The following is a 16,804-nucleotide window of genomic DNA, read 5'->3' as shown; positions in this document are numbered from 1 at the left end:
ATCCGCAGGGCTAACCCACCCTACGCACCTGTCGTTACGCTGCGTTCTTCTTTCGCATGCGGTCGATCAGCTGATCTTCCCAATAAGTGAGGCTGCCGAGCCCGAGCGCCATCGCGTTGGCGCGGCGATAGTACATGTGGCAGTCGAATTCCCAGGTGAAGCCCATGCCGCCGTGGACCTGGATGTTGTTCTTGGCGCAGTGCTGGAATGCCTGCGTCGCGCTGATGCGCGCGGCGGCGGCGGCTTCCGGCAACTCGGCCGCATTGGTCGAGAGCGCCCAGGCGCCGTAATAGCTGTTGGAGCGCGCCAGCGTCGCCGAGACGTACATGTCGGCGAGCATGTGCTTGACGGCCTGGAACGAGCCGATCTGCCGACCGAAGGCGATCCGGTCCAGCGCGTAGTCGCGCCCCATCTCCAACGCGCGATCAGCGCCGCCGACCTGCTCGAACGCGCACAGCACCGCCGCGCGGTCGAGCACCTGGGTGAGGATGCTCCAGCCTTCGCCCGCAGCGCCGAGCGGCTCGGCTTTGACGTCCTTGAAGGTGATCTCGGCCTGCCCGCGGGTCGGATCGAGATTGGTGAGGCTCTTCACGTCGACGCCGCCGGCTTTGAGATCGACCAGGAACAGCGAGATGTCGGCCTCGCGCCCGCTCGATCCCGTGCGCGCGGCAACCACCGCGAAATCGGCGATGGCACCGTCGGCGACCGGCTTCTTGACGCCGTTGAGCACGCCGTTCGCGGCCGTCAGCTTGACGTTCTTCGGCGACGGGTTGCCCTTGCCCTCGAACAGCGCCAGCGTGCCAATGGCCTCGCCGGAAGCAATCGCCGGCAGCCATTTCTTCTTCTGCGCGTCACTGCCGGCGATCAGCAGCGCTTCGGCGGCGAGGTACACGGTCGAGGAAAACGGCACCGGCGCGTTGGCCCGGCCCATTTCTTCCGCGATTACGCACAGCTCAAGATGACCGGCGCCGGCGCCGCCGAACTCCTCGGGAATCGCGACGCCGAGGAAGCCCATCTCGGCGAGGCCTTTCCACAGCTCCTTGTCGTAAGGCGCCTTGCCGTCGAGCACGACACGCACCGCCTTGGGCGAGCATTTCTCGGCGAGGAACTTGCGCGCCTGGTCGCGGAGCTGCTTTTGATCGTCGGAGAAGTCGAAGTTCATGGCGGGCTTACCTCTTATTCGTTGTCATTTATTGCCGTCATTCCGGGGCGCCGCGCAGCGGCGAACCCGGAATCCATTTCGCCACGCATATGCGGCCCGATGGATTCCGGGCTCGCGCTGCGCGCGCCCGGGAATGACGAATGGAGCGAGTGTCGTCTTCATTTCAGCACGATCACATCCTGATCCGGCTTGTCCGCATAGAGCCGCTCCACCAGCGCCGCGCGGCGTTCCAGGCCGGCGCGCTGGTTGATGTAGCCCTTGTCGGTGAGCTCGTTGCCGTCGATCGAGGGCGGCTCGACCATCAGCATCGCGCGCGCGATGATACGGCTGCTGGCCCCTTCGCATTCACGGTTGTGGGCTTCCAGGCCGCGCCTGAAGCAAGCGATCACCTCGGGATGCTTCACAGCATCCGCAAAGCTGAGATCGGGATTGCCGACCAGCTGCCGGCAGGCGTGCAGGTTCGGCCAGGCCAGGAGGCCGATGAAGGGACGGTCCTGCCCCGCGACCAGCGCGTCGTGCACCACGGGCGTGGCGGCCGCGATCGCATCGGTCCGCAGCGAGCCGACATGTACGAATGTGCCCGTGGTGAGCTTGAAGTCCTCCACCACGCGGCCGGCGAAGATGATGCCTTGCACCGGATCGGAATCGTCGACGAAGACGCCGGCATCGCCGATGCAATAAAAACCTTCCTCGTCGAACATCTTCTTCGTCAGCTCAGGCTGGCCGAAATAGCCGGGCGTGACATTGACGCCGCGCAGGCGCAACTCGTATTTCGAGCCGCACGGCACCATCTTCAACTCGACGCCGGGGAACGGCAGGCCGATCAGGCCGACGCGCTCGGTGTCCCAATAGGTGCCGGTCGAGGTCGGCGCGGTCTCGGTCGAACCCCAGCCGGTGTAGAACACGATGCGCTCGCCGGTGGTCTTCACTGCGAGGGCCTGCATGCGCTCGTAGAGATCGTCGGGCAGACGCGCGCCGCCATAGGCCATGATCGAGAGATTCTTGAAGAAGGAACGGCAGAGCGCGTCGTCCTTCTCCATGGCCGCTGCCAGCGCGGCATAGCCGGCCGGCACGTTGGCATAATAGGTCGGCGAGATCTCGCGCAGATTGCGCAGGGTCTCCTCGAACTGGCCCGGCATCGGCCTTCCGTCGTCGATATAGAGCGTGCCGCCGTCGACCAGGATCGGGTGGAACGCGGCATTGCCGCCCATGGTGTGGTTCCAGGGCATCCAGTCCAGCATGGTCGAGATCGGTCCGTTCGGATCGCGCGGCCGCACTTGCATCATCATCGCTGCATTGGCGCACATCATCTCCTGCGTGTTGATGACGGCTTTGGGCATGCCGGTCGAGCCTGATGTGAACAGCAGCTTGCCGACGGTCTGCGGCGTGATCTTCGCGATCGAGGCCTCGACATCGGCCGTGACACGCGTTGCCGCGAGCTCGGCAAAGCTGACGCTCTTGATGCCCTCGCAGGGCCGCGCGACGTGAACCACAGTGACGCCGCTGAGGTCGAGCGCCTTCAGCGCCTTCTCGAAGATCGGTCCGTCCTGCACCATCAGTACGGCCGGCTTGATCAGGTCGAACAGGTACTTGAGCTTGACGTGGTCGTGGCTCATCAACGAGTAGGCCGGCGATACCGGCGCTGCCGGAACGCGCGCCTGCATCGCGGCCTGCGTCATCAGCGCATGCTCGATCGAATTGCCGGAGAGGATCGTGACGGGCCGGCCCTTGAGCTCGAGATTGAGCAGGCCTTGCGTCAGCGCGTCCACGATGCGCTTGGCTTCGCCATAGGACACCTTGCGCCATTCGCGGTTCGGGCCGCCGCGCTGCGCCAGCCAGATGCGCTCGGGTGCTTCCTTGGCCCATTTCGCCAGCGAGGCCGGGATGTGCTTCTCATGAGGCTGCAGCGGAATGCGCGACTTCAGCACCACCGTGCCGTCGCCGCGACGCTCGACGTCGATGTCGCGCGCGAGCCACTGCACCTTGCGAAAGGCGGGCTTCGTCATCACTGCCGCCGCGCTTCCACTCATTTTGCGTCTCCCGGAATTACTGTCCTTTGCGGATCTTCATCGTTCAGCGCCTGATATAGACAGGCTTTCGCTTCTCAAGGAAGGCCCTGATGCCTTCCGAAAACTCTTCCGAGCGGCTGCACAGGACCTGGTTGCGATCCTCCATCGCGATCACAGCTTCCAGCGAGCTGGCATCGACGCTCATGTTGAGGCATTCCTTGGATAGCCGCAGGCCCACGGGCGAGGCCGTCATCATCGCCTCGACATAAGGCGCGGCCGCGTCATCGAGCTTGTCCTCGTCCACGATCTCCGAGACGAGGCCGACCGCGAGCGCGCGCTCCGCTCCGATGAAGCGCCCGGTGAGGATCAGCTCGGATGCGACGGAGACGCCGACGAGGCGCGGCAGAAAATAGCTGGTGCCGATATCGCAGCCGCCGAGCCCGAGCTTGATGAAAGCGCAATTCATCCGCGCCGATCTCGTCGCGATGCGGATGTCGGAGGCCAGCGCCAGCGCGAAGCCGCCGCCGGCCGCCGCGCCCTGCACCAGCGCCAGGATCGGCTGCGGACAGCGCCGCATCAGCATCACGATGTCGGCGATGCGCCGCTGCGAATCCAGCGACTCCGTGACGCCCGGCGGCTCCTGCTGTCCGGCCCGGCGCGCCATCGCAGCTTTGAGATCGAGCCCGGCACAAAAATTCCTGCCGGCGCCCTTGAGCACGACGACGCGCGTGTCGCGATTGCGTTGCAGGCCCTGGAAATAGTCGTTGAGCGCATCGATCAGCGCCGGATCGAGGGCGTTGAGGTGCTCGGGCCGATTGAGCGTCACCCGGTCGACGCCATCGTCATGCTCGATCAGCAGCGGTTGGGACATGGGTGCCTCGCACTTGCCGCGAGTCGCGGCGCCGATTGCTGCGCCCTCTCCCCTTGCGGGAGAGGGCATGTAAATCGCTAGCCGCACAATCGCTTGTGTGAGGGGTCTGCCTCCACAAATGAGATTGTGGAGACAACCCTCATCCGGCGCCGTAGCCGAAGCTTCGCTTCGGCGTTCTTAAGAACGGCGGCCTAAGGCCGCCTATGCCACCTTCTCCCACAAGGGGAGAAGGAAGAAAGCACCTACCTCGGCGCCATCCTGATCGCGCCGTCGAGGCGGATGGTCTCGCCGTTCAGCATCGGGTTCTCGACGATGTGCACCGCGAGCATGCCGTATTCGTTGGCATCGCCGAGACGCGAGGGATGCGGCACCTGGGCGCCCAGGCTCTTGCGGGCCTCTTCGTTCAGGCCCATCAGCAGCGGCGTGAAGAACAGGCCGGGCGCAATGGTGTTGACGCGGATCTTCTGGCTGGCGAGATCGCGCGCGGCCGGCAGCGTCAGGCCGACGACGCCACCCTTCGAGGCCGAATAAGCGATCTGGCCGATCTGGCCTTCGTAGGCGGCAACCGAGGCCGTGTTGATGATGACGCCGCGCTCTTCGCCGATCGGCTCCGCAGTAACCAGGCGCTCGGCGAACAGCCGCAGGCAGTTGAAGGTGCCGATCAGATTGACGTTGATGATGCGTGCGAACTTTTCGAGCGGATAGACACCGTCGCGGCCGACGATGCGCTGCGAGCCGCCGATGCCGGCGCAGTTCATCAGCACGCGGGCGACGCCGTGTGCGGCTTCCGCCTTGGCGATCGCTGCCTTGATCTGCTCCTCGCTGGTGACGTCGGCGTGCAGCGCGACGCCCTTCACTTCGGCGGCCACCTTCTCGGCGTTTTCCTTGCTCTGATCGATCACGCCGATCTTGGCGCCCTTGGCGGCCATGGCGCGGGCGGTCGCGGCACCAAGGCCCGAGCCGCCGCCGGTGATGAGAACGGCTACGTCTTTTAATTGCATCGCTTGTACCTTTCCTTGAGCGTTTCTTCTCTAGACTTGTCACGTGTCGGCCGGACTATCCGGCCGCAGCGGCTTCCCCGGCTTGCGTGAGGATGCCGCCGCAGATCAGCGTTTCCATGTGCTTGATGTATTGCCGGCAGACATCGTCAGTGACCGGGCCGACGCCGGTGGCGCGGGACATCGCGTGCCGGCCGAAGAACAGGTGATCGCAGGCACCGATCAGGCTGGTGTAGAACAGTACCGGATCAGTCGGGCGGAATTCGCCGCGGCTGACGCCTTCCGCCAGCAGGCGGCGGTGGAAGTCCAGCAGCGGGGCAACGAAGAATTTCGAGACTTCGTCGGCAGAGCTCGCGCTGGTTTCGTGCAAGAGATAGTGGATCAGCCGGTTCATGTAGGGGAACCGGTGATAGGCACGGATGATGCCGGCGATGTGCAGCTTCAGCTTCGCTGTCGACGTGATCGGCTGTGCCAGCAGATATTCGAGATTGGTCATCTCGGTCGCGGCATCCCGCGCCAGCAGCGCCAGCAGCAGGCCGTCCTTGTTGCCGAAGTGATATTTGACCAGGGCCGCGTTGGCGCCCGACTTCTGCGCAATATCGGACAGCGAGATCTCGATCGAGGAGCGTTCGATCATCAGCTCGCTCGCGGCCACCAGCAATTTCTCTGCCGTGGAATTTTTCCCGCTGGGGAGCCTGTTCGGTACGCTGGTCGCCACGGAGATCCCTGTTTGGCCGCTGGAAGCGGGGCGCAGATAAGCGCAAGCAGCGCCTCATCACAAGAGTTAATTGATCGATTGACTAAACGATGGTCCGACCCTTAAATCGCCCGACAACCCACCCAATAAAGAATTCAGGGAGAGACCGACATGGCCGAGGCTTACATCGTCGCCGCTGCGCGCACCGCCGGCGGGCGCAAGGGGGGCCGCCTCGCCGGCTGGCATCCGGCCGATCTCGCCGCGAAGGTGCTGGACGAGCTGGTCGACCGCACCAAGGTCGATCCGGCCCAGGTCGAGGACGTGATCATGGGCTGCGTGATGCAGGTCGGCGAACAGTCCAACAATGTCGCGCGCAACGCGATCATGGCCTCGAAGCTTCCGGAGAGTGTGCCAGGCACCTCGATTGATCGTCAGTGCGGCTCCTCGCAGCAAGCGCTGCACTTCGCCGCGCAGGCGGTGATGTCGGGTGCGATGGACGTCGTGATCGCGGCCGGGGTGGAGTCGATGACGCGGGTGCCGATGGGCCTGTCGTCGCAGCTTCCGGCCAAGAATGGCTTTGGCAATTACAAGAGCCCGGGCATCGAGAAGAAGTATCCGAATATCGTGTTCAGCCAGTTCACCGGCGCCGAGATGATGGCAGAGAAGTACGGCCTCTCCAAGGATGAGCTCGACGAATATTCTTACCAGAGCCATCAGCGCGCGATCGCGGCGACGCAAGCAGGTCACTTCAAGAAGGAGATCGTGCCGCTCGACATCACCCGCGCCGACGGCAGCAAGGACACTCACCACATCGACGAAGGCATTCGCTTCGATGTCACGCTCGACGGCATCAAGGGCGTCAAGCTGATCGCCGAGAACGGCAAGCTCACCGCGGCCAGCGCCAGCCAGATCTGCGACGGCGCCTCCGGCGTCATGGTGGTGAACGAGAAGGGCCTGAAGCAGCTCGGCGTCAAGCCGCTCGCCCGCATCCATCACATGACCATGACGGGCGGCGATCCCGTGATCATGCTCGATGCTCCCCTGCACGCCACCAAGCGCGCGCTGGAGAAGGCCGGCATGAAGATCGGCGACATCGACCTGTTCGAGGTCAACGAGGCCTTCGCCTCGGTGCCGACCGCCTGGCTGAAGACCACCGGCGCCGACCCGGAGCGTCTCAACGTCAACGGCGGCGCCATCGCGCTCGGCCATCCGCTCGGCGGCTCCGGCACCAAGCTGATGACGACGCTGGTCCACGCGCTGCACCAGCGGGGCAAGCGCTATGGCCTGCAGACCATGTGCGAAGGCGGCGGCATGGCCAATGTGACGATCGTGGAGCGGCTGTAAGAAAAACAAAAGCGAGTAGCGAGTGGCGAGTAGCGAATGGTGAGTAGGCGAAGAGCGGTTTGCCCTTCTTCCCTATTCGCCACTCGCTACTCGCCATTTCACGTTTTGAGGAAACGCCATGACCCACCCCTGTATCCACGCCAAGACGACGCCCGACAAGATCGCCTACCAGATGGCCGGGACCGGCAAGGCGATCACCTATCGCGAGCTCGACGAGCTCTCGAACCAGGGCGCGCATCTGTTCCGCTCGCTTGGCCTCAAGGCCGGCGACCACATTGCGCTGTTGATGGAGAACCGCCTCGCCTTCATGGAGCTGTGCTGGGCGGCACAGCGCAGCGGGCTCTATTACACCGCGATCAGCCGCTACCTGAAGCAGGACGAGATCGATTACATCATCGCCGATTGCGGCGCCAAGGTCGTGATCACGACGCCGAAATGCGCCGACCAGATCAAGGGCCTGATCAAGGGCGCGCCCGGTGAGCCGATCTTCTACATGATGGACGACCCGCTGCCCGGCTTCCGCTCCTACGACAAGGAAGCCGCCGCGCAGCCGACGACGCCGATCGCCGACGAGGTCGCCGGCTACGACATGCTGTATTCGTCGGGCACCACCGGGCGCCCTAAGGGAATCAAGAAGGCTTTCGAAGGCAACAGGATCGACGTGCCGAACGCCTTCCTCCGCGTGCTCTGCGCCGACATGTGCGGCATGAATGCGGAGAGCACCTATCTGTCGCCGGCGCCGCTCTATCATGCGGCACCCCTGCGCTTCAACATGATGGCGATCGTGCTCGGCGGCACCTCCATCATCATGGAGCATTTCGACGCCGAAGAGTTCCTGAAGCTGGTCGAGAAGTACAAGGTGACGCAATCGCAGCTGGTGCCGACCATGTTCGTGCGCATGCTGAAGCTGCCGGACGAGGTGCGCACGAGGTACGACGTCTCCACCCTGAAGGGCGCGATCCACGCCGCCGCGCCCTGCCCCATCGACGTCAAGGCCAAGATGATCGAATGGTGGGGGCCGATCCTGATCGAGTATTACGCCGGCTCGGAAGGCAACGGCGTCACCGTCTGCAACTCGCAGCAATGGCTGGAGCACCGCGGCAGCGTCGGCCGCGCCGTGGTCGGCAAGATCAAGATTCTCGACGAGAACGATGAGGAGCAGCCGGTCGGCGAGATCGGTACCGTCTATTTCGCCGATGCGCCCGCCTTCACCTATCACAACGACCCCGAGAAGACGAAGAAAGCCTACAACGCCAAGGGATGGTCGACGCTCGGCGATGTCGGTTATCTCGACAAGGACGGCTTCCTCTATCTCACCGACCGCAAGTCCTACATGATCATCTCCGGCGGCGTGAACATCTATCCGCAGGAGACCGAGGACGTGCTGATCACCCACCCTGAGGTCGCCGACGTCGCGGTGTTCGGCGTGCCGAACGAGGAGATGGGCGAAGAGGTCAAGGCGGTGGTGCAGCCCCACGACATGAGCCGCGCCGGCAAGGCGCTGGAAGCCGATTTGATCGCCTATTGCAAGAGCCGCCTCTCCGCCATCAAGTGCCCGCGCTCGGTCGATTTCGAAGCCGAGCTGCCGCGCACGCCGACCGGCAAGCTGGTGAAGCGGCATTTGCGCGATCGGTATTGGCCGAAGACGGCGACGAAGACTTAGGGCGAGCGGCCGCTCTCAACACCGTCATGCCCGGGCTTGTCCCGGGCATCCACGTTCTTTGTACCGCAAAGGAACACGTGGATGCCCGGGTCAAGCCCGGCCATGACGCCGAGCAAGCTTTGGTATCTTCAATCGAACAAGCTCGGCGTGTGGTTCACCAGCGCGCCTTCGATCTCCAGCATCTTCAGCTTCGTGACCACGCCGCCATTCGCCGAGAAGCCGCCGGGCTTGTTGCCCGCGGCGAGCACGCGATGGCAGGGCACGACGATCGGGCACGGGTTGCGGCCGAGCGCCTGGCCGACGTCGCGAGACAGCTGGACGCCGCCGAGCTGTTTTGCGATGTCGCCATAGGTGATGGTCTTACCCGGCGGAATCGCCCGGGCGATGTCGTAGACGCTGCGATTGAACTCGGGCACGCCGTCGAGGTCGAGCGGAATGTCGGTGAGATCATCCGGCTCGCCGGCGAGCAGTTTTGTCATGCGATCGATCGCCTGTTGCACCTCGGCGGTCGGCTCGGCCTCAACGGCGTCGGCATGACGCTGGCTGATGCGGGTGCGGATCTTCTGCTCGCCGCCCATCGGCAATTGCGTGCCATTGATGCCCCGCGGGCTCCAGGCGATGGCGCACAGGCCGATCCTTGTGTCGAACAGGGCAAAATGTTGGTCGGTCATGTCTAGGTTCCTGGCTTGCTTCCGTTGCAGGCCCCCACTTTGATGTCGTGCCAAATCTAGGCTTGGAAATAGTTGCGATCCACCCGGTTTCCGGGAATCTTGCACAGGCGTTCCAATCCTCTCCCGAGTCCATCATGCAGAGCCTCCACGTCAACGGTTACGACATGCCCTATCTCGACGTGGGCGAAGACAGGGGCCGTCCGCCTCTGGTCTGCGTGCATGGATCGCTGAATGACTTCCGCGTCTGGGGCTGCGTGCTGGGGCCGCTGACGCAGCGGCACCGAGTGATCGCCGTCAGCCTGCGGCACTTCTTCCCGGAGCGCTGGGACGGCGTCGGTGAGACCTATTCGATCGCCCAGCATGTCGAGGACGTCATCGCCTTCATCGACAAGCTCGATCTCGGGCCGGTCGACCTAATGGGCCATTCCCGCGGCGGGCATATCTGCTTCCGCGTGGCGCAGCAGCGGCCCGATCTCTTGCGACGGCTGATCCTGGCCGAGCCCGGGGGCGAGCTCGATGCGAGCCTTGATCCGGACTACGTCGGCGGCCCCTCGCCGCTGCTGGCGCGCTTCACGGCCTCGGCCGAGAAGATCGCGGCCGGCGATGTCGACGGCGGGCTCGCCGTCTTCGTTGACACGCTGGAAGGCCCAGGCACCTGGCCGCGATTGCCCGCGATGGTGAAGCAGAACCTGCGCGACAATGCCTTTACGCTGATCGGCCAGGTCCGCGACAGCCGCCCGCCGTTCTCGAAGGCGGATGCGGAGGCGATCAAGATGCCGACGCTGTTCATCCTGGGCGCGCGGACAAAGGGCCTCTTGCCGAAGGTGCTTCATGCGCTAGCCGCGCATGTGCCCTATTCCAAGACGGCGATCATCCCGAACGCGACGCATCCGATGTTCGAGCAGGCGCCGCAGAAATTCTCCGAAGTGGTTTTGGATTTTCTGGCGAGCTGACCATGCAAAGCTTCCGCGTCGATGGTTACGACATGGCCTATCTCGAGGTCGGTGAGGGCCCGCCACTGGTCTGCGTGCACGGCACACTCGGCGACTTCCGCACCTGGTATTCCGTGCTCGGTCCGCTGTCGAAATCCCATCGCGTGATCGCGGTCAGCCTGCGGCACTTCTTTCCCGAGCATTGGGACGCCGTCGGCGACGACTACAAGATGGCGCAGCACGTCGCCGATACGATTGCCTTCATCGAGCAGGTCAGGCCCGGCCCCGTCGACCTGATGGGCCATTCGCGCGGCGGACACATCGCCTTTCGCGTGGCGCAGGCGCGGCCTGATCTGTTGCACAAGCTGGTGCTGGCCGAGCCCGGCGGCGATCTCGACCCATCCCTGCCTGTGCCCGAAGGCACGCCCGCGCATCCGTCGCTGGCGGCCCGCACGGCGCGATCGGTCGAGATGATCCGCGGCGGCGACCTCGAGGGCGCGGTGCGGAATTTCTACGAAGGCATCGAGGGCGACGGTTCCTGGCGGCGCGTGCCGGCTGCGGCCAAGCAACAACTCCGCGACAACGCGCTCACCTTCCTTGGCCAGATCAACGAGCAGCGCCGGCCCTACACCCTCAGCGATGCGCAGGCGATCAGGACGCCGACGCTGCTGATCGGCGGCGGCGCCACCACCGGCAGCCTGTCGGTGATGTGGCGCGTGCTGGCCGCGCACATCGCGGGCGCCGAGACGGCAGTGATCGCGAACGCCGGCCACTGGATGTTCGAGCAGGCGCCGCTCGAGTTCGGCGAGGTGGTGAGCAGATTCCTGACGGAGTAGCTCACACCTTCCACACGCCGACCGGCATCTTGATCGTCGCGTTCAGGCGGTTCCAGACGTTGATCGTCGCGATCGCAACGATCAGCGTGGCGAGCTCGCGCTCGTCGAAGTGCTTGGCGGCTTCGTTCCAGATCGCATCGGGCACCGGATCCTCGCGATCGGCGAGGCGCGTGACGGCTTCGGTCAGGGCCAGCGCGGCGCGCTCGGCGTCGGTGAAGTAGGGTGCCTCGCGCCAGGCGGATACGGCGAACAAGCGCTCGTCGGTCTCACCCAGTCTGCGGGCGACCTTCGGGTGCATATCGACGCACACGCTGCAACCATTGATCTGGCTGGCGCGCAGGTGCACCAGTTCGAGGAGCCTTTCCGGCAGACCCTGCTTTGTCAGGTTGCCGAGGGACTGAAGGACATTCATGGCCTCCGGCAGGACCATGACAGGGTGTTTCATGCGGGCGTGCATCATGTTGCGTCTCCATCTGTCGAATTTCGAAGGTTCCGGTCACATCGGCCGGATTGGCTTCGTCATGGGCATGACGGATCGCGACGAGGGAATGTGACCGATGACTGGAGAGAATTTTCTGACTGAACAGTTCGAGGCGAGCAGGGACCATTTGCGTGCGGTCGCCTACCGCATGCTGGGCTCCCGCGCCGAGGTCGACGATGCCGTGCAGGAGGCGTGGCTGCGGGTCAGCCGCTACGACCTGTCCGACATCGCGAATTTGCGCGGCTGGCTGACCACGGTCGTGGCGCGCATCTGCCTCGACATGCTGCGCGCCCGGAAGTCGCGTCGCGAGGATCCGATGGGTCCGCACGTACCCGAGCCGGTCGACGACACCCGCGAGCGAGAGGCGGAGATGGCCGATTCCGTCGGCGCGGCACTGCTGGTCGTGCTGGAAACGCTGCAGCCCGCGGAGCGGCTCGCCTTCGTGCTGCACGACATGTTCGCCGTTCCGTTCGAGGAGATCGCGCCGATCGTCGGCCGTTCGGTCGATGCCTCGCGGCAGCTGGCGAGCCGCGCCCGGCGGCGCGTGCAGGGCGCACCGGTGCCCGAGACGGATCTGACGCAGCAGCGAAGGATCGTCGATGCATTTCTTAAAGCCTCGCGCGAGGGCAATTTCGAAGGGCTACTCGCGGTGCTGGATCCCGACGTGGTATTCCGCGCCGATCAGGCCGCGGTGCGGCTCGGCTCGCTGGCGGAGGTGCGCGGCGCCGAGGCTGTCGCGCAGCTCTACAAGGGCCGCGCCCGGACGGCGCGCACGGCGCTGGTCGATGGTGAGTTGGGTGCTGCCGTCATCCTCGGCGGACAGCTGCGCATTGCCCTGCGCGTGACGTTCGTGGGCGAGCGGATCGGGGCGATCGAGGCGGTGGCCGATGCGGACGACATCGCCACGATGGAGGTGGAGGTGCTGGATGGGTCAGATCCGGACCCGTTGTCGCGAAAACAACCCCATGCACAGTAGACGGACTCAGGAAATTCAACAGCTTACCCGGGTGACGTGAAGCCCTTGGGATCGCCCGAGATACGGCTTGACGCTCCACCTCGCCGAGCGTAAGTTCGAATACGGAATTCCGTATTCCGAGATGGCTTGGAGCTGCCGGCGTGATCCCTCTCGACCCGCTCCCGAACCTGATCGACCAGGTCTATGCGCGGATCCTGGAGGCGATCTCCGACCGCACGCTTCAGCCCGGCCAGCGCATCCGGCAGAACGAGCTCGCCGACCGGCTCGGCGTGTCGCGCCAGCCGGTGTCGCATGCGCTGCATCTGTTGCACCGGCAGGGCCTGGTCGCAGAGAGCGGCCGCCGCGGCTTTGAAGTGACGCAGCTCGATCCCGCGCGCATCCGCCAGCTCTACGAGGTGCGCGGCGCCATCGACGCGCTGGCGGCCGGGCTTGCCGCTCAGCGCGCGGCCAGCGACGCAGCGGGACGCGCGCGACTGGAGGCAGCGCTCGCCGCCGGGCGCCGCAGCGACCGCAACACCACGCTATCCGAGCTCATCACCCTCGATGTCGATTTTCACCGCGCGATCTATCAGCTCGCCGGCAATCCTGTGATCGAGGAGACCATGGCGCCGCAATGGCCGCACATGCGGCGCTCGATGGCGACGGTGCTCTCCGAGCTCGATTATCGCGCCAGCGCCTGGGCGGAGCATGCCGATATTGCCGCGCACATTCTCGGCGGCAACGCGAAAGCGGCCGAACGCGCCGCGCTCGCGCACGCGCAGACGGCGGGACGGATGACCGAGGAGAGATTGCGGGCGACGGAAGAGGCGGCGGCGTAGCGATTGCCACCGTCATTCCGGGGCGATGCGTAAGCATCGAGCCCGGAATCCATCGGGCGGCAGAGACTGCGGGGAAAATGGATTCCGGGCTCGCGACTTCGTCGCGCCCCGGAATGACAAAAACAAACAAAACCAAGGAGGACGACCCATGAAACTGTCTCAGGAGCAATTGGAGTTCTTCCACCGCGAGGGCTGGCTGTTCCTGCCCGAGCTGTTCGCCCAGGAGGAGGTCGACCTGCTCGCGCGCGAGGCGGTCGCAATCTACGACGCCAACCGGCCCGAGGTCTGGCGCGAGAAGAGCGGAGCGCCGCGCACGGCCTTTGCCGCGCATCTCTACAACGAGGCGTTCGCGATCCTCGGCGCGCATCCGCGCATGATCGAGCCGGTCGAGCAATTGTTCGGCGAGCCCGTCTACATGCACCAGTTCAAGATCAACGCGAAATCGGCCTTCACCGGCGACGTCTGGCAATGGCACCAGGACTACGGCACCTGGAAGCGCGACGACGGCATGCCGGAGCCGCGGGCGATGAACATCGCGATCTTCCTCGACGAGGTGATGCCGATCAACGGCCCCCTGATGCTGGTGCCGCGCAGCCAGAACGCCGGCGATCTCGAGGCTTCGCACGATCTCGCCACCACCTCCTATCCGCTATGGACGCTGGACGAGGATACGGTGACGCGCCTCGTCAAGCAGGGCGGCATCGTCGCGCCCACCGGCAAGCCCGGCGGCATGCTGATGTTCCACGGCAATCTCGTGCACGGCTCCAGCGGCAACATCACGCCCTATCCGCGCAAGATCGTGTACCTGACGCTGAATGCGGTCTCGAACCATATCCGCACACCGACCCGGCCGGACTACATCGCGCATCGCGATTTCACGCCGATCAAGACGGTGGACGACGACGCGCTGCTGCGGCTGGCACGGGCACCGCGGCAGGCGGCGGAGTAACCTGTCATTCCGGGGCGACGCGGAGCGTCGAGCCCGGAATCCATCGGGCCGCAGTGCTTGTGGAGAAATGGATTCCGGGCTCGCGCTTCGCGCGCCCCGGAATGACGAAGTTTGACAGTGTCACCTGACAGCCATAGCGATCTCGGACCCCCCATGAACCTCTTCCGCCTCCTGCAAGCCCGCGCATCCGCCGGCAAGCCCGTCCGTGTCGCGCTGATCGGCGCCGGCAAGTTCGGCTCGATGTTCCTCGCACAGGTGCCGCACACGCCGGGGCTGGAGGTGCCCATCATCGTCGACATCGACCGCGACCGGGCCCGCGAGGCCTGCCGGACCGTCGGCTGGGATGCCGAACGCATCGCCGCGACCGTGTTCACCGATGACGGCGCGCGCGCCATTGCCGGCGGCGCCATGGACGTGGTGGTAGAGGCGACCGGCAATCCCGCCGTCGGCATTGCCCACGCGCGCGCCGCGATCGCGGCGGGCAAGCATATCGTGATGGTGAATGTCGAGGCCGACGTGCTGGCGGGCCCGCTGCTCGCCGACGAAGCGCGCAAAGCCGGCGTGGTCTATTCGCTCGCCTATGGCGACCAGCCGGCGCTGACGGCGGAGATGGTCGATTGGGCCCGCGCCACCGGATTTCACGTCATTGCCGCCGGCAAGGGCACGAAGTACCTGCCGGCCTATCACGACGTGACGCCCGACGGTGTCTGGCAGCATTACGGCCTGACCGCGGGCGAAGCGCAGTCGGCCGGCATGAATCCGCAGATGTTCAACTCGTTCCTCGACGGCACCAAATCGGCGATCGAGATGGCCGCGATCGCCAATGCCTGCGGCCTCGACGTGCCCGCGGACGGCCTGGCGTTTCCGCCGTGCGGCGTCGATGATCTGCCGCACATCATGCGGCCGCGCTCGCGCGGCGGTGTGCTGGAGCGATCCGGTGTCGTCGAAGTCGTCTCCTCGCTCGAGCGCGACGGCCGGCCGGTGTTTCGCGACCTGCGCTGGGGCGTCTATGTGGTACTGGAGGCGCCCAACGACTATGCCGCCGATTGCTTCAGGCAATACGGCCTCAAGACCGATGGGAGCGGACGCTATGCCGCGATGTACAAGCCCTACCATCTGATCGGGCTCGAGCTGAACATCTCGGTGCTGTCGGCCGCGCTGCGGGGCGAGCCCACCGGGCAGCCTTACGGCTTTCGCGGCGACGTCGCCGCCGTAGCCAAACGTAACTTGCGTGCCGGGGAGATGCTCGACGGCGAAGGCGGCTACACGGTATGGGGCAAGCTGATACCGGCGGCCGCGAGCCTCAGGGCTGGGGCCCTGCCGATCGGGCTCGCACATCGCCTCAAGCTTAAGCACGACGTCGCCCATGGCACGTTGGTACGCTGGAGCGATGTCGAATTCGACCCGGGCAACGAAACGGTGAAGGCGCGCAAGGCCATGGAAGCCGCGTTCGCGCCGCAGCATTGATCGGCTTGGCAGGCGCACAACCAAAGCGAGCTTGATTTGCTGTTCCCCTTTGGTCATGCTGCCTGCGATCCGGGAACATTGAATTTCGGACACCAAGAAACGTCGGCCACCGGCGAAAGATGAAGCGGCGTCAAGACCGCGATCCCTCGTCGAGGACACGACACCGCAGGAGGGAAACGCATGGAACGTCGTAAATTTCTGAAGGCAGGCGGACTGGGCCTTGCCGCAAGCGCAATTGCAGCGCCGGCTGTCGCACAATCAATGCCCGAGGTGAAATGGCGGCTGGCGGCGAGCTGGCCGAAATCACTGGATACGCTCTACGGCGGCTGCGAGTATTTCTGCAAGCGGGTCGCGGAGATCACCGACAACAGATTCCAGATCCAACCCTTCGCGGCCGGCGAAATCGTCGGGGGCCTGCAAGTGCTCGATGCCGTGTCCAACGGCACCGTCGAAATGGGCAACACCGCGCTCTACTATTATTGGGGCAAGAATCCGGCATTCACCTTCGGCACCTCGCTGCCGTTCGGCCTCAATACGCGTCAGCACATTTCCTGGCTGATATGGGGCGGCGGTCAGGACATGCTCAATGATCTCTTGAAAGAGCACAACGCGATCGGCGTGCCGACCGGCTCGACCGGGGCTCAGATGGGCGGCTGGTTCCGCAAGGAGATCAAGACCGTCGATGATCTCAAGGGCCTGAAATTCCGGGTTGGCGGCTTCGCCGGCACCATTGTCGCAAAGGTCGGGGGCGTGCCGCAACAGATCGCGGCCGGCGACATCTATCCCGCGCTGGAGAAAGGGACGATCGACGCTGCCGAGTGGGTCGGTCCGTATGACGACGAGAAGCTCGGCTTCGTCAAGGTGGCGAAGTACTACTACTATCCCGGTTGGTGGGAAGGCACCGGCCAGGGCCACAACATCATGAACCTC

16 protein-coding genes (1 of these 16 cut by a window edge) are annotated in these 16,804 nt (G+C 64.9%); 9 read left to right on the top strand and 7 right to left on the bottom strand.

Features of this window, described 5'->3' with window-relative positions:
• Positions 1–34: 34 nt before the first annotated feature.
• From I6F21_RS32120 to I6F21_RS32100, 5 genes are all read right to left on the bottom strand, one after another.
• Positions 35–1,162: an acyl-CoA dehydrogenase family protein gene (locus I6F21_RS32120; protein WP_225183999.1), complete on the bottom strand. Its 1,128-nt coding sequence runs from the start codon at positions 1,160–1,162 to the stop codon at positions 35–37.
• Between the two features lie 158 nt (positions 1,163–1,320).
• Positions 1,321–3,192: an AMP-binding protein gene (locus I6F21_RS32115; protein ID WP_109142271.1), complete on the bottom strand. Its 1,872-nt coding sequence runs from the start codon at positions 3,190–3,192 to the stop codon at positions 1,321–1,323.
• Between the two features lie 43 nt (positions 3,193–3,235).
• The gene (locus tag I6F21_RS32110) at positions 3,236–4,042 is read right to left on the bottom strand and encodes an enoyl-CoA hydratase-related protein (protein ID WP_109142270.1); all 807 of its coding nucleotides are present in this window, start codon (positions 4,040–4,042) and stop codon (positions 3,236–3,238) included.
• A gap of 242 nt (positions 4,043–4,284) precedes the next feature.
• Positions 4,285–5,043, bottom strand: coding sequence for an SDR family NAD(P)-dependent oxidoreductase (locus I6F21_RS32105; RefSeq protein WP_024337318.1), 759 nt, complete (start codon positions 5,041–5,043; stop codon positions 4,285–4,287).
• Between the two features lie 55 nt (positions 5,044–5,098).
• Positions 5,099–5,677 (bottom strand): TetR family transcriptional regulator, encoded by a 579-nt coding sequence (locus I6F21_RS32100; protein WP_244608878.1) that lies wholly within the window; start codon positions 5,675–5,677, stop codon positions 5,099–5,101.
• Between the two features lie 231 nt (positions 5,678–5,908).
• Between I6F21_RS32100 and I6F21_RS32095 the strand changes: the two genes are divergently transcribed.
• Together I6F21_RS32095 and I6F21_RS32090 are read left to right on the top strand one after the other, a co-directional pair.
• Entirely contained in the window at positions 5,909–7,081 is a 1,173-nt protein-coding gene (locus I6F21_RS32095) for an acetyl-CoA C-acetyltransferase (RefSeq protein ID WP_036020859.1), read from the top strand.
• Between the two features lie 118 nt (positions 7,082–7,199).
• Positions 7,200–8,744, top strand: coding sequence for an acyl-CoA synthetase (locus I6F21_RS32090; protein WP_225183998.1), 1,545 nt, complete (start codon positions 7,200–7,202; stop codon positions 8,742–8,744).
• A gap of 128 nt (positions 8,745–8,872) precedes the next feature.
• On the opposite strand, the gene I6F21_RS32085 is transcribed toward I6F21_RS32090, so the two are convergent.
• Positions 8,873–9,415, bottom strand: a complete 543-nt coding sequence (locus I6F21_RS32085) for a methylated-DNA--[protein]-cysteine S-methyltransferase (RefSeq protein ID WP_225183997.1) — start codon at positions 9,413–9,415, stop codon at positions 8,873–8,875.
• 134 nt (positions 9,416–9,549) lie between these two features.
• Between I6F21_RS32085 and I6F21_RS32080 the strand changes: the two genes are divergently transcribed.
• Positions 9,550–10,368 (top strand): alpha/beta hydrolase, encoded by an 819-nt coding sequence (locus I6F21_RS32080; protein WP_109142266.1) that lies wholly within the window; start codon positions 9,550–9,552, stop codon positions 10,366–10,368.
• Positions 10,369–10,370: 2 nt separating this feature from the next.
• Positions 10,371–11,183, top strand: coding sequence for an alpha/beta hydrolase (locus tag I6F21_RS32075; protein ID WP_225183996.1), 813 nt, complete (start codon positions 10,371–10,373; stop codon positions 11,181–11,183).
• 1 nt (position 11,184) lies between these two features.
• Here I6F21_RS32075 and I6F21_RS32070 read toward each other — a convergent pair whose 3' ends face one another.
• Complete coding sequence (locus tag I6F21_RS32070; protein ID WP_109145603.1) at positions 11,185–11,640, bottom strand: carboxymuconolactone decarboxylase family protein; 456 nt, start codon at positions 11,638–11,640, stop codon at positions 11,185–11,187.
• 100 nt (positions 11,641–11,740) lie between these two features.
• Here I6F21_RS32070 and I6F21_RS32065 point away from each other — a divergent pair, with 100 nt between their 5' ends.
• From I6F21_RS32065 to dctP, 5 genes are all read left to right on the top strand, one after another.
• Positions 11,741–12,640, top strand: coding sequence for a sigma-70 family RNA polymerase sigma factor (locus I6F21_RS32065; RefSeq protein ID WP_225183995.1), 900 nt, complete (start codon positions 11,741–11,743; stop codon positions 12,638–12,640).
• Positions 12,641–12,780: 140 nt separating this feature from the next.
• A complete protein-coding gene (locus I6F21_RS32060; RefSeq protein ID WP_225183994.1) occupies positions 12,781–13,458 on the top strand; it encodes a GntR family transcriptional regulator in 678 nt (225 codons plus the stop codon).
• A gap of 148 nt (positions 13,459–13,606) precedes the next feature.
• Positions 13,607–14,407 carry a phytanoyl-CoA dioxygenase family protein gene (locus I6F21_RS32055; protein WP_225129019.1) on the top strand — a complete coding sequence of 267 codons (801 nt, stop codon included), beginning with the start codon at positions 13,607–13,609 and terminating at the stop codon, positions 14,405–14,407.
• A gap of 153 nt (positions 14,408–14,560) precedes the next feature.
• Positions 14,561–15,874, top strand: a complete 1,314-nt coding sequence (locus I6F21_RS32050; protein WP_109142262.1) for a Gfo/Idh/MocA family oxidoreductase — start codon at positions 14,561–14,563, stop codon at positions 15,872–15,874.
• A gap of 180 nt (positions 15,875–16,054) precedes the next feature.
• Positions 16,055–16,804: the 5' portion of a TRAP transporter substrate-binding protein DctP gene (gene dctP, locus I6F21_RS32045; RefSeq protein ID WP_035996972.1), read on the top strand. The gene runs 339 nt beyond the window's last position; the window shows 750 of its 1,089 coding nt (coding positions 1–750); it begins with the start codon at positions 16,055–16,057; its stop codon lies beyond the right edge, outside the window.

It is taken from the genome of Bradyrhizobium sp. NBAIM03, assembly GCF_020194055.1.
Lineage (GTDB): Bacteria > Pseudomonadota > Alphaproteobacteria > Rhizobiales > Xanthobacteraceae > Bradyrhizobium > Bradyrhizobium yuanmingense.
The sequence above is the reverse complement of the archived record's forward strand: the minus strand, read 5'-3'. Positions and strand labels throughout refer to the sequence as shown.

What these genes read in the sequence shown, in the direction of transcription:
- I6F21_RS32120 (WP_225183999.1), bottom strand. Translation starts at nt 1,162, where the DNA reads ATGAACTTCGACTTCTCCGACGATCAAAAGCAGCTCCGCGACCAGGCG.
- I6F21_RS32115 (WP_109142271.1), bottom strand. Translation starts at nt 3,192, where the DNA reads ATGAGTGGAAGCGCGGCGGCAGTGATGACGAAGCCCGCCTTTCGCAAG.
- I6F21_RS32110 (WP_109142270.1), bottom strand. Translation starts at nt 4,042, where the DNA reads ATGTCCCAACCGCTGCTGATCGAGCATGACGATGGCGTCGACCGGGTG.
- I6F21_RS32105 (WP_024337318.1), bottom strand. Translation starts at nt 5,043, where the DNA reads ATGCAATTAAAAGACGTAGCCGTTCTCATCACCGGCGGCGGCTCGGGC.
- I6F21_RS32100 (WP_244608878.1), bottom strand. Translation starts at nt 5,677, where the DNA reads ATGATCGAACGCTCCTCGATCGAGATCTCGCTGTCCGATATTGCGCAG.
- I6F21_RS32095 (WP_036020859.1), top strand. Translation starts at nt 5,909, where the DNA reads ATGGCCGAGGCTTACATCGTCGCCGCTGCGCGCACCGCCGGCGGGCGC.
- I6F21_RS32090 (WP_225183998.1), top strand. Translation starts at nt 7,200, where the DNA reads ATGACCCACCCCTGTATCCACGCCAAGACGACGCCCGACAAGATCGCC.
- I6F21_RS32085 (WP_225183997.1), bottom strand. Translation starts at nt 9,415, where the DNA reads ATGACCGACCAACATTTTGCCCTGTTCGACACAAGGATCGGCCTGTGC.
- I6F21_RS32080 (WP_109142266.1), top strand. Translation starts at nt 9,550, where the DNA reads ATGCAGAGCCTCCACGTCAACGGTTACGACATGCCCTATCTCGACGTG.
- I6F21_RS32075 (WP_225183996.1), top strand. Translation starts at nt 10,371, where the DNA reads ATGCAAAGCTTCCGCGTCGATGGTTACGACATGGCCTATCTCGAGGTC.
- I6F21_RS32070 (WP_109145603.1), bottom strand. Translation starts at nt 11,640, where the DNA reads ATGCACGCCCGCATGAAACACCCTGTCATGGTCCTGCCGGAGGCCATG.
- I6F21_RS32065 (WP_225183995.1), top strand. Translation starts at nt 11,741, where the DNA reads ATGACTGGAGAGAATTTTCTGACTGAACAGTTCGAGGCGAGCAGGGAC.
- I6F21_RS32055 (WP_225129019.1), top strand. Translation starts at nt 13,607, where the DNA reads ATGAAACTGTCTCAGGAGCAATTGGAGTTCTTCCACCGCGAGGGCTGG.
- I6F21_RS32050 (WP_109142262.1), top strand. Translation starts at nt 14,561, where the DNA reads ATGAACCTCTTCCGCCTCCTGCAAGCCCGCGCATCCGCCGGCAAGCCC.